Origin of the sequence: Parachlamydia acanthamoebae (assembly GCF_000875975.1) — a bacterium.
Classification (GTDB): Bacteria; Chlamydiota; Chlamydiia; order Chlamydiales; family Parachlamydiaceae; genus Parachlamydia; species Parachlamydia acanthamoebae.
In genome coordinates this window covers 1-18,571 of record NZ_BAWW01000011.1, presented here as the reverse complement: position 1 = coordinate 18,571, position 18,571 = coordinate 1, and the positions used below count along the sequence as shown (strand labels likewise).

14 protein-coding genes and 1 rRNA gene are annotated in these 18,571 nt (G+C 36.1%); 8 read left to right on the top strand and 7 right to left on the bottom strand.

All coding sequences use genetic code 11. The features are described 5' to 3' along the window. Window positions 1-2 precede the first annotated feature (2 nt). The 8 genes from aceA (at window position 3) to AOM43_RS05800 (ending at window position 10,995) form a co-directional block, all read left to right on the top strand. Window positions 3-1,286 carry an isocitrate lyase gene (aceA, locus tag AOM43_RS05835; RefSeq protein ID WP_006341800.1) on the top strand — a complete coding sequence of 428 codons (1,284 nt, stop codon included), beginning with the start codon at window positions 3-5 and terminating at the stop codon, window positions 1,284-1,286. Between the two features lie 339 nt (window positions 1,287-1,625). After that, window positions 1,626-2,057, top strand: coding sequence for a nucleoside-diphosphate kinase (gene ndk, locus AOM43_RS05830; RefSeq protein WP_006341801.1), 432 nt, complete (start codon window positions 1,626-1,628; stop codon window positions 2,055-2,057). Between the two features lie 12 nt (window positions 2,058-2,069). Continuing rightward, on the top strand, window positions 2,070-2,636 hold the full coding sequence (locus AOM43_RS05825) for an anthranilate synthase component II (RefSeq protein ID WP_059359426.1): 567 nt from the start codon (window positions 2,070-2,072) through the stop codon (window positions 2,634-2,636). A 9-nt stretch (window positions 2,637-2,645) separates the two neighbouring features. Further along, entirely contained in the window at window positions 2,646-3,131 is a 486-nt protein-coding gene (gene ndk / locus AOM43_RS05820; protein ID WP_006341803.1) for a nucleoside-diphosphate kinase, read from the top strand. Window positions 3,132-3,456: 325 nt separating this feature from the next. Further along, complete coding sequence (locus AOM43_RS05815) at window positions 3,457-5,004, top strand: hypothetical protein (protein WP_059359424.1); 1,548 nt, start codon at window positions 3,457-3,459, stop codon at window positions 5,002-5,004. 205 nt (window positions 5,005-5,209) lie between these two features. Then, window positions 5,210-7,264, top strand: a complete 2,055-nt coding sequence (locus AOM43_RS05810; RefSeq protein ID WP_059359422.1) for a methyl-accepting chemotaxis protein — start codon at window positions 5,210-5,212, stop codon at window positions 7,262-7,264. Next, window positions 7,251-9,287: a methyl-accepting chemotaxis protein gene (locus AOM43_RS05805; RefSeq protein ID WP_226987419.1), complete on the top strand. Its 2,037-nt coding sequence runs from the start codon at window positions 7,251-7,253 to the stop codon at window positions 9,285-9,287. Before AOM43_RS05810 ends, AOM43_RS05805 begins: the two co-directional genes overlap by 14 nt. A gap of 388 nt (window positions 9,288-9,675) precedes the next feature. Then, window positions 9,676-10,995 (top strand): coiled-coil domain-containing protein, encoded by a 1,320-nt coding sequence (locus tag AOM43_RS05800; protein WP_226987418.1) that lies wholly within the window; start codon window positions 9,676-9,678, stop codon window positions 10,993-10,995. A 38-nt stretch (window positions 10,996-11,033) separates the two neighbouring features. Here the strand turns inward: AOM43_RS05800 and AOM43_RS05795 are convergent, their stop codons facing one another. The 7 genes from AOM43_RS05795 to rrf form a co-directional block, all read right to left on the bottom strand. After that, window positions 11,034-12,455, bottom strand: coding sequence for a protein-tyrosine phosphatase family protein (locus AOM43_RS05795; protein WP_013924792.1), 1,422 nt, complete (start codon window positions 12,453-12,455; stop codon window positions 11,034-11,036). A 97-nt stretch (window positions 12,456-12,552) separates the two neighbouring features. Next, window positions 12,553-12,978, bottom strand: coding sequence for a SufE family protein (locus AOM43_RS05790; protein ID WP_006341810.1), 426 nt, complete (start codon window positions 12,976-12,978; stop codon window positions 12,553-12,555). Between the two features lie 78 nt (window positions 12,979-13,056). After that, window positions 13,057-14,523, bottom strand: coding sequence for a S10 family peptidase (locus AOM43_RS05785; RefSeq protein ID WP_006341811.1), 1,467 nt, complete (start codon window positions 14,521-14,523; stop codon window positions 13,057-13,059). A gap of 67 nt (window positions 14,524-14,590) precedes the next feature. Continuing rightward, window positions 14,591-15,727 (bottom strand): hypothetical protein, encoded by a 1,137-nt coding sequence (locus AOM43_RS05780; RefSeq protein WP_059359414.1) that lies wholly within the window; start codon window positions 15,725-15,727, stop codon window positions 14,591-14,593. A gap of 246 nt (window positions 15,728-15,973) precedes the next feature. Further along, window positions 15,974-16,255, bottom strand: coding sequence for a DUF167 domain-containing protein (locus tag AOM43_RS05775; RefSeq protein WP_006341813.1), 282 nt, complete (start codon window positions 16,253-16,255; stop codon window positions 15,974-15,976). A 115-nt stretch (window positions 16,256-16,370) separates the two neighbouring features. After that, entirely contained in the window at window positions 16,371-17,915 is a 1,545-nt protein-coding gene (locus AOM43_RS05770; RefSeq protein WP_059359412.1) for a hypothetical protein, read from the bottom strand. A gap of 130 nt (window positions 17,916-18,045) precedes the next feature. Next, a 5S ribosomal RNA gene (gene rrf / locus AOM43_RS05765) occupies window positions 18,046-18,160 on the bottom strand. Between the last annotated feature and the right edge of the window lie 411 nt (window positions 18,161-18,571).

The window sequence follows — 18,571 nt, the reverse complement described above, 5'->3', positions numbered from 1 at the left end:
ATATGCACCCACATCAAAATGCTGAAGATTTAGAACGTGATTGGAAGACCAATCCCCGCTGGAAAAATATTCAACGTCCCTATACCGCTCAAGAAGTCATCAAACTAAGAGGCTCCATTCATATTGATCGCCCTTTAGCAAGAATGGGAGCAGAAAAGCTTTGGAATCTCTTAGAAAAAGAACCGTTTGTCAGAGCTCTAGGGGCTTTAACGGGCAATCAAGCTCTACAACAAGTCCAGGCGGGATTAAAAGCAATATATGTGAGCGGTTGGCAAGTCGCGGCGGATGCCAATGATGCTGCTCAGGTTTATCCAGATTTAAGCCTCTATCCCCTTTTGAGTGTTCCGCATCTAATTAATCGCATTAACAATGCTTTTATTCGAGCCGATCAAATTCAGCACCTCGAAAATAATGGAAATCCAATCGATTGGTTTATTCCAATTGTCGCGGATGCCGAAGCGGGATTTGGAGGGCCGTTAAATGCATTTGAGCTAATTAAAGCCATGATCGAAGCCGGAGCTGCCGCTATTCACTTAGAAGATCAGTTGTCCTCTTTAAAAAAATGTGGCCATATGGGAGGAAAAGTCCTTGTCCCCGCTTCAATTGCCATTCAAAAACTTGTAACAGCCCGTTTTGCTGCAGATCTTTTAGGGATTCCCACTTTGATTATCGCCCGAACAGATGCAGAATCAGCTACGATGATTCGCTCCGATGCTGATGCCGTTGACCAACCGTTCTTAAAAGGACAGAGATCCAGCGAAGGTTATTATTATTTAAAAGAAGGCATACAATATGCTGTGGCGCGTGGCTGCGCTTTTGCTCCATACGCTGATTTAGTTTGGTGTGAAGTCAGCAAACCCGATCTCGGTGAAGCTCGCGAGTTTGCGGCAGGTATTCATGAAAAATTTCCAGGCAAATGGCTCGCTTATAATTGCTCACCCTCTTTCAACTGGCAAAAACATTTAGATGAGCATGCCGCCCGTGAATTCCAAGAAAAATTAGCGGAGCTTGGTTATAAATTCCAATTTGTGACACTTGCTGGATTCCATACCTTAAATGCAAGTATGTTTGAATTGGCTCATCAGTATAACAAAGAAGGAATGGGTGCATATGCCAAATTCCAAAAACACGAATTTGAAATGGAAAAAGAGCAAGGATATAAAGCCATCAAACACCAAAAATTCGTAGGCGCTGGTTACTTCGATGAAATCCTGCAAACGTTGTCAAGTGGCCAATCGAGTACCAGTTCTTTAAAAAATTCCACTGAAGAGCAGCAGTTTTCATAGGGATTTTTAGAAAAGGATAGAGGTGCAAAGACATCCTATAACGAGAATTTTGAACTTCGACTCATTTCATAAGTCGCATATCCCTCCGCTTAAATAAAGGAAGCTAATATCTCTTGTTTTTGCGGTTCGAAAAAACAAAGGCGAAAGAAAACATAAACAGAAAAAAAATCTGCGTATGTCAATAACCAACTCCTCCAAACATTTACTTAATTGTGATTCCTTCAGGATTTAATAGATAATCCGGAAGGTTTAGGGCTCAAATTGGAGTTCACATAATTTCTTCAGGGTGTTATACTTAATCCTCAATTCACTTTTTTTAAAAACATAACGGAGGTTAATATGGCTACTGAAAGAACTCTTTCTATTATCAAACCTGATGCGGTTGGAAACAATCATATTGGAGATATCATTGCACGTTTTGAAAAAGCGGGCATCCGTATTGTCGCTGCAAAAATGAAACATCTTTCTCAAGCTGATGCAGAAGGCTTTTATGCTGTACACAAAGAACGTCCTTTTTTCCGTGACCTAGTTTCTTTTATGACAACAGGTCCTGTATTGATCATGGTTCTAGAAGGTGATAACGCAATCCTTAAAAACCGTGAAATCATGGGTGCTACAGATCCTTCAAAAGCTGCACCAGGAACAATCCGAGCTGATTTTGCAAAGACAATTGATGAAAACGCTGTTCACGGATCTGATGGATCTGAAACTGCAGCTCAAGAGATTGCTTATTTCTTCAAACCAGAAGAAGTTTGTTCCCGTACACGTTAATTTGTTTTCGGCATGCTCCTCCTAATTGACAACTTGGATTCATTTACATACAACCTTGTTCATATTTTTCAGGAATTAGGAGCATCCGTACATCTTTTGAGAAGCCCTTTTTTTTGCCTGGACACTTGCATCCGCTTAAAGCCCTCTCACATTGTGATTGGGCCAGGTCCAGGCAATCCTCAGAACTATCTTTATTTTGATTCACTCCTCACCCGTTTTTCTGGAAAAGTCCCCATTTTAGGCGTTTGTTTAGGACATCAGGGCATCGCTCAAGTATATGGTGGACAAGTCAAAAAAGCCTTAGAGCCCATTCATGGCAAAGCTAGCCTTATTCAGCATGCGCAAAAAGGTATTTTTCATGGCCTTCCCTCTCCATTCTCGGCTGTTCGCTATCATTCGCTAATTGTAGATCACGAACATTTTCCTACTTGCCTTGAAATTACGGCTCAATCTATTGATGGAGAAATTATGGGATTTAAACATCGCTCTTATCAAATCGAAGGAGTACAATTCCATCCAGAATCTATTCGATCTGAGCATGGAGCTCATCTTTTTCAAAATTTTTTAAACCAAACTTAAAGGAATGTTATGTATTCATATCTTTGTATTTTGCTTACTGTCATCAGTACTTCACTTTTTGCTCATCAACCTAACACAACCGAACAACAAACCCTTTCCATTATTAAACCTGATGCAGTGTCATCTAAACACATTGGCCACATTATTTCCCGCTTTGAAGACAATGGATTGCGCGTGGCAGCCGTAAAAATGACAAAACTCAGCAAAGAACAAGCTGGACAATTTTATGCGGTTCACAAAGAACGGCCTTTCTACACTGATTTGGTTGAATTTATGAGCTCTGGACCTGTCGTTATTCTCGTGCTAAAAGGTGAAGATGCTGTAGCGAAAAATCGTGCGCTTATGGGTGCAACAGATCCTTCTAAAGCAGAAAAAAATACATTGCGCGCAGATTTCGCTCAATCCGTAACAAAAAATGCTGTACACGGTTCTGACAGCGTCGAAAATGCCGAAAAAGAGATCACTTTTTTCTTTAACCCTTCTGAAATTTATTAATGCAAAAAAGGCTTCATGCAAAAGCATGAGGCCTTTTCTTGATCCATTTCACAACAAAACATCTTCTGAAAATAATTGACGATCCAATTGAGACGAAAAACAAATTATTTATTTGACACATGTTAAAATAAAATGCTATATCCCACACCTAGCAAAACATGTCTTACACCTTCTAAAAAGATGCTTTTGTTTTTATATAGCAATTTAAGACATTACGGGGAGCCTAGAACGATTATAAAAATAATCTGAAAGCATGTTTTGAGCGGTTAAATGCAGTCAACATTTTTTGTAACATTAAGAATGCAACTAACAAAAGGAGGTTGCTATGAATGGTGTTAATAACGTTGGATTGAATTTTGGAAGTCTCTTGGATGGGCTCTTTCGTAGAGTCGATGATACGATTCACGAGGCAGTTAGGGAAACTAGAAATGCCGGAGTCGATTTAGAGATAGAAGCAGGAAGAGAAATTGGCATAGCCATTGAAAATACAAAAAATTTTTATCGAGATGAGCTCAATCATACAATCGAAAAAGTTAGCAATGCGGCAAAAAATGCATTTGACCACCTAGATAGTATGGTAGAAAGATTTCAGAAAAAAAATCTCGATGAACTTGATGACCTTAAACGACTTGCTAAACAACTCATGAACAGTTTGCCTTTTTCTTCAAAACAACCGCAGCTATTTAAGGTAAATCCTCGAAATCTCATCATTGATGATATTACCAAAACATCATTGGTCATTTTTAGCGGGAACTTTTATTATTCTTCAACTGAAGGATACACACCTAGCCTAGTTTTTGCAGACAAAAAATGTTATCTTGTCGATTCAAAGACGGACACTTTAACTTTTCAAGTTCCTCATAGGCCTTTTGAAAATCAAAACAAAGAAAATTATTCCTACATCACAGGAGAGTTAAACGTCCCTTGGAATAATGGTTACTGGGGTTGGCCCATTAAGGTAGAATCAAAATACCAAGTAGGGATAGGTGCTTTACCACAGGTCGCAGGAAGTTGCACTGTTGAATATGTGGCGCACGAAATGGAACGCCACATTCAAGGAAAATCTTCTCCAAATATATTTTATGACGGGAATAAATGGTATCCAGAACATTGGCACACAGAACAGTTAGTCATCTACCCCGACACAGATTGGCATATCGATGTTTCTCAACCGCCACACTTAGTTGCTGAGCATGTGCACGGTGATCACAATGAAAGTATTCTGTCTTATTCTCCTGACCAAATCGTTATCCGGGTCAATCTTTACTGCAAGAGTGGAAGCGATATTGGAAAGGTCAATGTTCGTGTTGAATTTAATCAATACCAGGATGTTCTTGTAGAAAAAAAACGTTTAGAAAACTTTGAGGTAAATTGGAAGGATTCCCGCTTACTCGAACCACATGGAAATGAGACAATTTCCAAAGTCATCTTTGAGGACTATAAAGGTATCCATCAAGAATATGGAGCCCCCGATCTTGATCGAGGCATTTTGAAAATTGAAGCTCAAGGAAATGACAAATGGTTAGTATGGGCAGAAGCTCCGAAAGAATTGAGTCTACAATTATCGGAATTATCGACACAGTTGAGTGAACAAATCCAAACAGCCCATAGACTCAAACATTTGCTAACTTTAGGCAACATGTCCAAAGACTCCCATATGACTTTACACGGCTTATCCATGCAAAGTAAAGTAGAAGCGCTTTTAAAAGATGACGCTGCAAAAGTTCAAGGAAATACCGGAAAACGGCTGGAAGAATCGGAAAAAATGGAAGAACCGCAAGCTGATGTAAGTGAAGAAACTGGAACGAGTTTAGAAAACTCAAACACGACGATAACCCTCGAAAATCTTGAAGCAGCATACAGTTCATCTTGATCAGATCGATCTCTAACTTCATTCAAGGGGGAAAAGACTTCCCCCTTTTTGTTTTCTATAAACATCCGATTTTTCAGAGATAAAATGATTGACGGAATTAAAAAATAAAGTTTAAGTAAGAATGATCTTCTTTATTCCTTGAGTAGTATCACCCATTTGAAGAAGACCTAAATATTGGAAAACTTTCTTTTTTAATCCGAGACGCATGATGCTTTCTAAGCTTACTGCATGGATGAATAATATCCAGGGAAAATTCACTTATCACCAAAGATTTTGGTTTTTTTTCTTTGTCTATCTTTTTTTTATGCCCATTCCTGCTTATTTGATGATTACAGCCCAAAATTATTTGATTCATGGAACAAAAAAACAAATTATCGGATATCAGTACGTTCCTGTGATGCAAACCTTGCTCAACAACATTGCGGAAACATGGATCTTTTATCTAGCCTCTTCAAATAGCGAAACACAAGAAAAACATTTTAAAGAAGATCTTTTAGAAGTAACATCCAAGGCGATTGCACAATTAAAAAATGTTCAAAAAGCTCACCCTTCTTCCAATTTTTTAGATCATTTAGGAAAAGGATTTTCTGATTCTCGCAAGGTTGAAATGGACTTTGATGCTTGGGAAAAAGCCTGGAAGCAACTCATCGAAATAAAACCAGCACGCACACAGGATGAAAGAAATGCCCTAACAAGTGAATTATTTCAATCACTTCTTAGTCGCTACTCCGACATAAAAGATGCCTACGGGATTAGTAGCGATTCCAATGCCTGGATCAATAAAATGGGTTATCTTCTCTTTGAAACCCTTCCAAAAAATGGAATCTTCATCACGGAATTTTTTGGGGGCCATCTCAAAAAATCAGTTCCGCTAACACTTAATGAGTTGCTTGTCGCACAAAAAATTCAATCCAACATCAAGCAAATTAATCCTTTATTGAACGACCCTACTTTTTTGAAACTTAAAGATGACCAAGTTAAAGATGCGTTGAAAGATTATTTTCAAGCAATTGAAGATTTAGTTTATCAAATAAATACCTCTAAATACGAAAACATTTATTCCAAAGATTTGCGTTCTAAAGTCGTTAACACTTTAGAATCAGCCCTCACACTTGAAAAAATTTCTCATGAAAAAATTATTCAAGCTCTGACCACGCAATTAAATACCTACCAAATGCAGCAATATTTTGCCCTTGCATATTGGTTTATTTGCAGTCTGATTCTCACAATCTTTGCCATCACGCGCTCCTTTACACGACATCTTTTTAAAATTTTGCGCCATTTGCAAAGATTAGCAAAAGGAGATGTCGCGCTCACTCCTGATTCGGATTCCAGAGATGAATTTGGACAAATTGGGCATGCTGTAAATCAAATGGTTGAATCAGTCCAAAGCATTGTCTACAAACTACAAGAATTAGGAAAAAAACTTCAAAGTTTTACAGAAGAGATGACGTGGTCAACTAAAGCACAAGAGCAGACAATTTCGAGCCAAGAGAGAAGTATTAAATCGATTGATTCCAAAGCTCAACAAATTGCTCTAGAATCGAGACATCTTGCGGATACAATGAAAGCCCTCAGTCTGGCATCTAGACAAACTTCTTTAGCAAAAAATGCACACACTGGACTCGAGCGTTTAAAGGATAAAATACCTGTACTCGTGGATGCATCAAGTAAAATCTCGGAGGTCCTTCAAAGTATTGAAGGCAAAGTTAAAGATACGTCTCGCTTACTCTCTTTCATCACAAGTATTAGTGATGAAGCAGATACCTTATTTTTGAATGCAGCGATTGAAACGGAATCTGCTGGCGAACATAAGCAAAGCTTTGCCGAATTCACCAAACAAATCCAAAGATTTGCCAATAATACGCAAGAAGCTACGGCAAATATTTTGCAAATTATCAACAAAGTCTCGCTACATGTTTCCGTTGTTAAACAAGATGTACACTATGGTCTTGATGAAATTTTAAGTGGAGCAAACCGGATCAAAACTGTCAGTTCACAACTTTCCGATATTACACAGCATGTCGAAAAACAAGTTGTCAAATTCGAAAATGTCAGTCAAGTCATGCAACAACAAGCTGGTGATGCAGAAGGCATCATTGGAGCGATTTCTGGTCTTTTAGAATCAACAAAGAAGAATCTACCGATTGTGCATGAATTGGATGAAACAATTTCACAACTTAATTCAGCGGCAGATGAGCTGCAAAAAGCCCTTCATTTCTTCTTTCACAACCCCAAAAAAACTTATGAAATTACTTGATGATACAAGGCTAGCTTATTACCTCGAAAGATATACCTATTCGCAAAAGATCATGATTTCATTTATCCTTTGCATGATTTGCGCTTTCGTTCTAGTTATTTTTTTAATTATTGCCCAAACAAAAATCCTTTCCCATATTAAACCTCAAATCGAAGGTATTCGATTAAGCCTGCAATTAGAAAAGCTTATTAGTCAAATCTATAAACACCAAGATATTGTCCTTAATCCACTTCCTTCAGAGAACAAAACTACACAACTCAAAATGATCTCCGATAAGATTTCTAAATCTTTATTAAACTTAAAAAACAATATTGAAGAGACTTTTGATTCTAATGGCATCAGTTCAAATTCAAAAATTATCTCCGATTTCGAACAAATTTTATTTGTTTGGCAAGATCTTCATCAGGCTAATTTCGATTATCCAGAAGACAAAAGCCGTTTTTTGCATTATGAATTAATCAAAATTATCCAAACAACACTTACAGATATTTATTCGTGGTTTGGTCTTTATAATAACCAAGATCCAGGAACACATTTTTTTATTGAAGGAACGATTGAATATCTTAATAAAAACCAACTAACTTTAAATGAAATAAATCGATTTTCCCGATATCTTTTAAAAAAAAATTCTCCTAATTTAAAGCAGCAAGCCTATTTTTTGGGCTTAATGTACGAACTATCGACAAATCTTCAGAATACACGAGAAAATGCCCAAAAGGCAATGGATCGCAATGGAACGATTCTGCAACAAATTCAGGATCCTAACTGGCAAAAAGAGTGGCTTATTTATCAAAATAACATCACAAATTTAATTGATAAGATGCATGAGGGAAATTCCCCTTTAATCACTGCTATGGCAGAACAAACATTGCGAAAAAGTTGGGAGTTTAGACAAGAGAGCTTGGAGCTTATTCAAAGAGTCTTGCAAATTCAAGTTGATACCATGCAAAATCGCCTTATTTCTGGTATCATGTGGACTTTTTTTGGTTTATCATTAGTCTTAGCCTTTTATATTACTCGAGTGATTAGACGTCCCATTTCTGATTTAAAAAAGGCAGCTAAAGAGCTTGCCGAAGGCAATATCAGTGTGCGCGTCAAAACGTCTAACCAAGATGAGGTTGCGCTGATATGCGATGCCTTTAATGCGATGGCAGACTTTTTTGAAAATGTGATTAATCACGCCAAACAAATCTCTAGCAGAATTGTACACTCAGCACAAGTCGTTAATACAATATCAAAAGATTTGGAAACAAACATTACAAAACAAAAGGATACTATAAGCCTCATTCTTCCCCATGCCAAAAGAATATCAAAAAGTGCGCTAGAGTTTGCTTTATCGCTTAATGAAGTTAACCGTGTGGTTTCTATCACATCAAATTTAGCTATTTCAGGCGTGAAAGACTTAAGCGAGATGAAGAGCATTATGCAGCAAATGGAACAAGAATCTTCTAATATCGTAGGTAAACTTTCCGAGCTGCAACTTTTAGTCGGACAAATTACAGGCATTATTAATACAATTGTCAAAATTGCGGATCAAGCCAATTTGCTTTCTATCAATGCAGCAATCCGTGCTTCAAAAACGGGACCTACAGGCTTAGGATTTTCGATTATAGCCAAAAAAATCCGTGAATTAGCGGATCAAGCGGCTTTTTTTACACTAGATATTGAAAAAAGTATTCACCAAATTGTTTCGGAAATTTCACAAACAGCTCTATATGTAACGGAATTTTCGGAACATATTTTGGCTCAAGTCAATGGGGTGACGGAAACAAGCTACCAACTGACTCAGCTAATTGAAAATACAAGAAATCAGACCCAGGCATTTGATTTGATTAATCAAGGTATGCAACAGCAAGCTGCTAGAGCCGCTCAAATTCATAGCGAAATTTACACTTTAACAAATGCAGCCCAAGCAAGTACTCAAAATGTTAATAGATTTTATAATGAAATTCAATATTTACACCATGCGATCTCACATTTACAGGCAATGACTAACAAATTTATCTCAACTAGAACAAAATAGAATATATCGATGCTTCCTTTAAACTTTCTTAATAATTGATATCTATAATCAATTATTAAAAAATTAGGAGGATGTAAATGTCTATAAACCTCGAAACTATTGACCCATTTCGCAACCTTTATAAAAAAGATAATATTTATCTAACTTTTTCAGGAAAACCAGATAAAGGCTTTAAAAAAGTTTCTTCAAGAAAAGTCGTTAGCTTTTTCGAAAATTACATAAAAAAAATTCTATTTCTAATAAAGATCGTAAAAAAATTAAGGGATTTATTAAACCAATTGCGACTACTGAAAACAAGCAAACAAATAAAGTCCGTCAAGCTGTCATCAATTTCTTTTCAAGATTTAAAAATCTACTTTCCGGCAAATCCTTTCACTCTTCCCAATACTTGCATGAAGTCACTCGAAAAAGTGCTGAAAATCTTTTAAACAATGAACTTCTATCGCCTAAAAAATTATCTGCTAAATTGCAAGAATTGAAAGACAAAATCAGTACCGCTGAGACAAGTTTAAAAAATAAAAAAGATGCAATCAAAGAAAATAAAATAAAATTGGATGGTATAGAATCTAAACTCGCAGACTTAAAATTAAAAAATGACAATGCAGAGGCTCTAGAAGACATCCAATCACAAATAGATGCGTTAAAAATAACCATTCAAAATACAGAGGAAGAGATTCATAACGATGAAAATAATCTTCTTAATTTAAAACAGGAGCAGGCAAGGCTCGAAGAAAAACTAACAAAGCTTACTGGGCAAAAACCCGAAACACCAGAAGCTCCAGAAGAGCCTAATGTAGGTGAGAAACCCGAGACAGAAACCGAAGAACCTAGTCTAAATGAAGACGAGCCTAATGTAGAAACCGAGGAGACCCACGATGAGGATTCTGACGATGAAGAAGAGCTTGTAACGGCACCATCAACACCGCCAGATTCTTTCATAGAAACTCCACCTGCTAATCTTGCAACTATTTTAACTGCATTAAGAGGTGAACAAGCTGATTTGTTTCATTCTTATGTAGCTCTCGCAGAAAAAAAATTACCAGTAGATTCTCAAGAAGATTATTCTAAAATTATTGAAGCTTTAGCCTCTGTTGTTAGCGAAAATAGTGAGGCTGGAAAGGCTTTAACTCTGTCTTTGAAAAATCTTTTAAAACATATGTCCCTTTATCCTGCTGAGCAAGAAAAATTCCTTGAAAAATTCTTTGCGCAGGATTGGAATTCAGAATTTTTGGTTGAATTTCTATTTAACCTGCAAGGGATATTATTAACTGTACTCGAGTATGTGACAGCAGAAAATGAAGCTGACATATCTGACCTTTTGCAAGAACATAAAAAAATGGAAAATGAAGCCACTATCAAAGAAAATGAAAGCAATAGCTCTTGGTATTCATATTTTGCCAATAAAGCGACTGAATTATGGTCCCCACCTAGTCCTCCTGAAACAGGTTTGACTTCAAATCTATTTTCCTTGATGAATGATCATTTCGGAAACTTTCAAGATGGTCCTACAATGATTAATTTCCTTGAGCAGTACCTTCAGAATATGCTAACAAAGCCGCGCAATGATCCAAATAAGGTGAAATTCATCCAAGCTTTTAAAACATATGGTGCAAATCTAGCAAACCATCCAAAGAATAATGCCGATCGACATACTATTGCACAATTTTTCCGTGAAAATATGAAGAACATTGCTAAACAACTACCCTAAAAAACATTTTCCTCTCCCTGTCTAGGGAGAGGTTTTTTTTACTCTTCTTTGATGTCCAAAGGAGGAGCGGCCCATTGTGCAATCACATTCTTAATGAATTGATACTGCTCTTTGGTTTGCACAAGCTTTCCACGGTATGTGCGCATACGAATAACCGTTTCGACGAAATTCAAAAAAATGTCCGAAAGACTCATCCCGTTCTGTATTTTTTCATTCACCTCATCGAACAAACTATGAATGGCAATAAAAGTTCCCGTCCGGCCAACTCCGGCGCTGCAGTGGCACAAAAGCGGACCTTCGTGATGCTTCTCCAAAACCCTTTTAAAAAAATCCTCGAATATTTCGTCATCTGGAGCACCAAAATCGGGCCAATTCATGTAATGCAGCTGAGTCACCCGTCTGATTTCTAGACCATCTCTTGAAATGATAAAAGTTCTTTCAGCAATCTGTTGATCACAATAATCCTTCTGAGTTTCAGCAAGGGAAATTTCGTAGCCATTTTTCAATTTTAAAGCATCTGGCTGTGCTTCCCAATATCTGACACTTTTTTTCGTTTGTTCATTTTTTGATTCTTTTACACAATTAACAAGACAGACTATTGTTTGCACATTTTCCTGAATAATGAGGTTAAAAAAGTCAGATATTGTCTTCTCCAAGGGCTCTTGGGTGGAAATGTATCTTTTATTCCTCAATTCAATGATACTCGCATTGACATAATTCGATCCATCGGACTCCCCTCGAACATTATGATCATAAGGCAGAATGTTTGGATACCGGTTTTTTTCAAGACAATCGGGTTTCTGAGATAGTTTGTGTGTATATCCATTTTCTTCCGTTAATTCCACTTTAGTAAGCTTTTCTAGAGCATTCCATTCTTCATCAGTCTTTTCCTCAGGACGACTAATGGCACGCGCTAAAGTGATGTCGAATTTTGACAACGTTTTTTTGGAAGATTTTTTGAATTTTTCAACTGCTTGCATCCCCTTTTCCCCAAAAAAACTCATCCTCTTGTAAATTAAAAGACTGTCCTGACGAACTTGTAGCAAATCACGATGAAGAGGCGCTGATGGTTTGGTCGTATGAATAGACAAAAAAATTTGAGCAAAATGGGAAATTCGATTTAGATTTGCCGTTTCCTTAGGCGAAAGAAAAGGCTTGGACATTTTGTAATGAGCCCCGGACATAATTTGCTCGATGCGCATTTTATGCTCTTTCATTTGTATTGAAATTGCACCTAGACCCTCCTCGGAAGAGATAAGGACATTAAGCACTTTTTTTTGATTGATCCATCCCTTGCCCCTGCACCAATAAACAAGTCGATAAATACCCTTCACAAGCCATAATGAATGAGGATCCACGCAATGTGCGGCTTGTTTTAAAGTATATTTCTGATTAGCAGGTGTGAATCCTAATAGTTGTCTATGAATAGAATCAAAATGTGAAGAAATCGCTTTGCTCATATGGCAACTCCAATGTAAACGAATTAGAGGTCACCATATACACTTAATAACATCCTCTGCAATAAAAATTTAATCCAATGCACGCGAATTAGAAATGTTATTTTTTTAGCAAAAACTTTAGGGCATCTTGCTTCATTCTCAGGTGAATGCTGTACAAGCCATTTGCGCGATTAGGCGTCAGGCTCGCACTAATCCCAAGCTCTTCCAAGTAATCTGGAGGACATTTCAAAATCGCTTCAGGAGTTTCGCCACTATATGCTTGAATTAAAATGGCTGCCAATCCAGATGAGATCAGAGCATCAGATTCTGCCTCAAAGTAAACTTTTCCTTCTTCCATATAAGAACGCAAATACATGGTGCTTTGGCATCCTTTAACCAGATTTTCAAGAGTTTTATGATTTTCTGAAAGGCGGGGCAATGCTCGCCCTAATTCAATGATTTTTTGATACTTGAGCTCTTCGGTTAAACAAACCTTAAAAATTTCTTTAATTTGATTTTGCTTTTCTAAACACGACAAAAACATGATTTAACCTAATTACTCAACAGAATTGAAAAAGTTTAACGAGGATTATTAATTTGAAATTTTTGCTTAGGAAAAAAGTCATTCTCTTTTAGCGAAGATTTTCTTTATTTGTTCATTTAATTTGATGAGTTCCGTTGTTTCCAAATAAATCATATGCCCCGAATCATATAATTGTGTTTGGATATTATTTTTTAATGCAAGATCCAAGCCTAAATGATTCACGACATATTGAATACTAAAATAAGGAATTGCTAAATCGTAACGTCCAGAAACAATCAAGACCTTTAAGTTACGATTCTGACTGATCATCCTAGCTAAAGTAGAAGACAAGTTCAAATAACGATTCGACGCCCCACTGTACTCCCATGGACGCACATTAGCCAATACCTCATACTTTGTGTCATTTTTCCAATTTAACTCTTGAAAAAAGTATTGGTTCAAGGTGGAGGTAAAAATCCCACTAATGATCTTTTCACAGGGATCTGATTCACAATTTGAATAATATGGCTCTCTTTCTATTCCTGTTAAACGGCTGTCAAAGCGTCCAATTGAACGATAATTTTTTCTAAAAAGCTCTTTTCTAAATTGGTGAGGTGCAACGCGTAAACGATTTAGCAGAATATAGTCACAACTTAATCCGGTATAGAAAGCCATTTTCTCTGCTATATTGGTTTTATTTTTCTCATCTAAACCATCCCCTAACAACAAAGCCTGTGCATAGTCAGTCAAAGCAAATGTTTCCGCCTCCTTCAAAACATCTTGCAAAGGACGCATTAGCAGCGAACTGGAAAGCTTCTGATGGTACCAAGCCGCCGCGGTATAAGAAGGCAGATACAAAAGGCTAGGTAAATCATTACCATCTCCTAATCCTGAAATGGTCTGATAATCGATAACAGGAGAAATTAATACCAATCCATCAAGCTCCATCCCATGTCGACTTGTTAATTCTTCAGACATTCCGATGGCGCGTACAGCACCGTAGCTCTCTCCAATTAAAATTTTTGGTGATCCCCAGCGATTAAAGCGGGTAACATAGAGTCTGATAAATTCAGACATTGCTTTCACATCGCCTTCATAGGAATAAAAAGATTTAGGATTTTCCCCTTCTGCGCAAGAGCTAAATCCACTTGAAACCGGATCCATAAAAACTAAATCCATGTGGTCTAAAAGAGAGTGTGGATTTTGCTCTAAAGCATACCTTGGCGTTTTTGCTAGCCAATCTTCAAAAACGATACGCTTAGGTCCAAGGGCTCCCAAATGTAACCAAATAGAAGAAGAACCGGGTCCACCATTAAAGCAAAAGGCAATCGGACGAGAGGGGTCATCAATAGCGTTTTTTGTATAAGAAATATACGATAAATGAGCTTTTGGATTTTTATCCTCCCCTCCAATAGTGAGCGTGCCAATTTGCGCTGTATAGGAAATCGTTTGATCAGATAAAAGCAAGACATGTGAAGACTCCTGCACAAAATTCTTATTTTCAACTTCAATGCAATTGGCCAATGAAAATGCACAGAACAGCCAAATAAAAAAATATTTTCTCATAATTCTCTTCTTGTAAAGTATATTGAAAATAAGTTTAGAGTCTTAAGCATTTAGCGTCTATCTTTGATTACCCTTGGCGTACAAATATACGTGTATCATGTAGTTGCTTTAAGGCATTCACAAAAGCCTCTCCTTCCTTATCAAGGATAAGGGGGGTATCAAAAACATCGATACATTTCTCAAAAAGCGCATTTAAATCTCTCAATGCTTTATGGGAACTTTTAAGCAGACGCGCATTACATGATTTTCCTTTAGCCTGACGGGTCAGCTGGTCCAATTTTTGAAAAAGATGATGCAGGGTTAAGGATTTATTTCCTTCCAAATACTGTTTTGCTAGTCGATTGATCAAACTTGTGGCTCCGCGGTGCGTTTTTACAGCTGTTTTCAGGGGGGTTTTGCGAATTAAAGAAATAGCACTCCGGTAAGACTTTGAGCTTTGGTTCACCACATTTTGTTTTGTTTGATAGGTTTCCAAACTAGCCACTTCGAACCTTCCTTTTTCTTCATACCAAGAATAACCCTCTTCTGATGTACTAGCTAAAGCTTTCATTTGGCGGATGGGAATTCTAACAATTTTTTTTGAACTTATCTCTATTTCAGAATGGGCGTCATCATAGAGAACCATTTCTTTGACTTTTAGAATATCTGCAAGCATTTGATAAAGATCAAATACTTCATTTCCTGACAACTGAGTGCCACTTTGAATCCATGCCAACTCCCCTTTTGATCCTAAGCAGGAACAAAAGACTTTTAATACTCTATCTTCACTTTCTGTTGCGTACGAATATTCAAATACGCGAAACGTGTGATATATTTGTTGTTGAGAATCTAAATTGGGTTCTTGAAAATATTTTTCGAGCAGCATACAGGATTTAAAAGCTGTCTCTTGCATGGTTAGACGAATCTCTAATTTTTTTTCTTCATCGAGAGCAATATATAGATCATATTCTTTCTCATTTTTAGAAAAATAAGTTTTAATTAATTGAATTCTTTCAACATAAGAAAGTTCATCTTTTAATTTGCTAATAAAATCATTTTTAAATTCATCTAAAGTGACATATTTTGTTTCAGAAGGGTTATCAAAACCATCATTTGAAGAATCTCCTTTTTCAAAATCCGAATCTTTACTTTCAGTTATTTTATAAGTTTGGTTTCCAGCTATTAAAAAAGCATTTGGAATGCTAACTAAATCACTTGTATTCATAAAACTTTCTCTTTGTAATTATAAAGAGAAAATAATAACACTATTTAAATAAACTATCGACAAAATAACTAAACAAGTCTTAATGATATATAATAGATAAATAACTAAAGATAAATTATTGTTAAAGGTAGACAAACGATCTATAAAATACAACACTAGATTTTATGTGAGCGATCCCTTCGAAAATAGCTGAGAAGCCTAGACTACTTTAATGAGATGTTATTAGAACATTTTTTCTAGCATTATCTATCCCATATTTTTATTAATATAGTCTATTAATTTTGTTTTATCTATCCCTTCTATTTGAAGGATTTTATGCCGGTTTGTTTCACCACGGATAATCTGAATCTGCTGTTTTCTGAGACCTAAAAATTTCGCTAAAAATTTAATAACCGCCTCGTTTGCCTTTCCTTTTTCTGGAACAGAGGCAATATACATTTTAAGTTCATCATTTTCCCACCCTAAAATGGCATTTCTTGAGGCATTTGGAATCACTTTAATCGCTAGCGTGGTTTGTGAAAGAGTCATATGTAAAAATCGCTTTATCTGTAGACTTATTTTACGAAATATAAATTTTTATCTCTTTTTTCAAAAGCATTCCTGAAAAAATCAGAGCCTATATCTTTGCTGGATATTAAAAATATTAAATTTTCGTAAATCGATGAAATATCAAAAGGTTATTTGTTCTATTTTTTCTCTTGAAAATCGCAAATTTAGATAAAGGATCATAGAAAGGTTCTTTGTAAAAACTTAAAAGTTTTTGAAACTGCAGAAATGTATGCTTCGCATCGCCACACTGAATTTGAATATTGTTGGGGTCTAACAAATACCCTCTATTTTCATCGATTTTAAAATAAGTAATGGCATGTCTTGTATTTATCTTTAGAGTCTGAAAAATCACTGAATATACACCAGGCTCTAGCTTTGAAAGATTTTGAAGATAAGAAACATTACTCGCATGCAGTGAAGAATCTCCCATAATGGCTTTTAATGACTCCAATTTAAGACCTCGAGCACGGGCGAGCACTTGATAGCGAGACTTCAGACTGTGGTTGAAAAGCATTATTTTCATAACTGATCTAATGGTAGGATCTGATATTTTTTTCAGAACTCGGATATAATTTCTCGAACTTATTAAATATTTGCCATTTTTCTTCGGGATTATGCGCTTAACTTCTTCTTGAAATTCAAGATAAGAGGTCACCCATTTAAGAGTGTTGATTGCATCTTCTCTTTTTTTAATCAAACGAGAATGACTTTCTGAAGGCTTTACTTGAGCCAACGCATTTCTATATTGTCTGTTAATAAAGTCTGAAGCTGCTTTTTGAAAGGCTTCCACATTTTTTACACACCCACTATCTGGGTATTCTTTAGCATGCCCTAGCCAGGCTGATCTTGATTTCCTCTCTTTCTCGCATAATTTTCGTTCTAAAATAAGCAAATCATTGATTGGAGATTCTTTTAAAAGGGTCTTTTTTATAATGGGAGAAACAGGAGCTGCGGAAAATTTTAAATGCGGATCTAACTCCGTTAATAAAAGAGAAATATGAGTAAAGGATTGAAAAAAAAGAGGGTCATCCAATTTGCTTGGCTTCATCTTCATTAAATCTTGAAGTATTTCTAAGAAAACAACTCCGTAGTCTTCTTCATGATCGATACAGGAAAAGACAGTCTGATTTGCAATGGCTTCAGCTGAAGCTCCTTTTTGATTACTTGCAATAATTTCATTTATCGTTTCATGTTTAATTAAATATCTTTCAGCAATATCTAGATTAATACCAGAGCAAATTCCCATTAAAGGAATTTTGACTTTGACTTTAGTCATCATTTTAGCTTGTTTATCGGCACGACATTGTTGAAGTAGATTTTTCGATGCTTGATAAGCAGTCGCCTCTACAATAACGGAATACCGCGCAACATTCCTAGAATTTCCCAAAAAATCATCTCCAAAATGCTTTTTGGTTATATTTTTATATAAATTCCACCTTAAATGAATGGCTTTAGCTTTAAATTTTTTTGAAGTTTTTCCAAAGGTGATCTGATGAGCAAGATTGTAGGCGACTTTTAGAAAAAAAAACTTAAATCTTCTACTTTTTTTTTGGAAATAAATTCGCCATTTTTCAAAATGTTTAGGAGAATTAAGGTTAACATAATTAGGACGAGCATTTTGTATCGGATCTAAATTCATTTTTAATAATCCCCTAAATAATAAAAAGAACTATAATTAATCCATTAAAATTGAATGATCAAACAAAAAAACCCTAACAACGAGAGTTGCTAGGGTTGAAAGATTGTCCATCAAAGATGGAGTAAGAAAGACTTGGCGACGACCTACTCTCCCACACTCGCGTGTGTAGTACCATCGGCGATAAAGAGCTTGACTTCTGAGTTCGGGATGGGATCAGGTATTTCCTCTTCTCCAATGCCACCAAGCAAAATACTATGATAGCAGAAATCCACTTTTCATGCATGTAAAATGTCTTGTTTTTTATTAAGTAAAATGAAAAAAGACAAACTAATCCATTGTTTTTTTTGAATTAACAGTTGCCTCGCTATCATTAAGTTCATATTCAAAATTTTATCTATACTAATTAATGATTGGAACTTAGCTTTAAATGCATTTAGCAAAAAATTGCGTATAGCTAAATTTCTAAAGTATCGTGATAATTTTTTATCCTGAAATTACATAAGAAAATTTTTCTATGACTAAATTTTTGAGTAGAAATGATGATTTTTTTCGAAAAGAAGACACAAAAAAACCCTAACAACGAGAGTTATTAGGGTTTGAAAGATAGTCCATCAAAGGATGGAATAAAAAAAGACTTGGCGGCGACCTACTCTCCC

Coding starts and splice junctions, on each gene's coding strand:
- AOM43_RS05775 (WP_006341813.1), bottom strand. CDS start 16,255: ATGACTCTTTCACAAACCACGCTAGCGATTAAAGTGATTCCAAATGCC.
- AOM43_RS05770 (WP_059359412.1), bottom strand. CDS start 17,915: ATGAATTTAGATCCGATACAAAATGCTCGTCCTAATTATGTTAACCTT.
- AOM43_RS05795 (WP_013924792.1), bottom strand. CDS start 12,455: ATGAGCAAAGCGATTTCTTCACATTTTGATTCTATTCATAGACAACTA.
- AOM43_RS05810 (WP_059359422.1), top strand. CDS start 5,210: ATGATGCTTTCTAAGCTTACTGCATGGATGAATAATATCCAGGGAAAA.
- AOM43_RS05825 (WP_059359426.1), top strand. CDS start 2,070: ATGCTCCTCCTAATTGACAACTTGGATTCATTTACATACAACCTTGTT.
- ndk (WP_006341801.1), top strand. CDS start 1,626: ATGGCTACTGAAAGAACTCTTTCTATTATCAAACCTGATGCGGTTGGA.
- aceA (WP_006341800.1), top strand. CDS start 3: ATGCACCCACATCAAAATGCTGAAGATTTAGAACGTGATTGGAAGACC.
- AOM43_RS05790 (WP_006341810.1), bottom strand. CDS start 12,978: ATGTTTTTGTCGTGTTTAGAAAAGCAAAATCAAATTAAAGAAATTTTT.
- ndk (WP_006341803.1), top strand. CDS start 2,646: ATGTATTCATATCTTTGTATTTTGCTTACTGTCATCAGTACTTCACTT.
- AOM43_RS05785 (WP_006341811.1), bottom strand. CDS start 14,523: ATGAGAAAATATTTTTTTATTTGGCTGTTCTGTGCATTTTCATTGGCC.
- AOM43_RS05815 (WP_059359424.1), top strand. CDS start 3,457: ATGAATGGTGTTAATAACGTTGGATTGAATTTTGGAAGTCTCTTGGAT.
- AOM43_RS05805 (WP_226987419.1), top strand. CDS start 7,251: ATGAAATTACTTGATGATACAAGGCTAGCTTATTACCTCGAAAGATAT.
- AOM43_RS05780 (WP_059359414.1), bottom strand. CDS start 15,727: ATGAATACAAGTGATTTAGTTAGCATTCCAAATGCTTTTTTAATAGCT.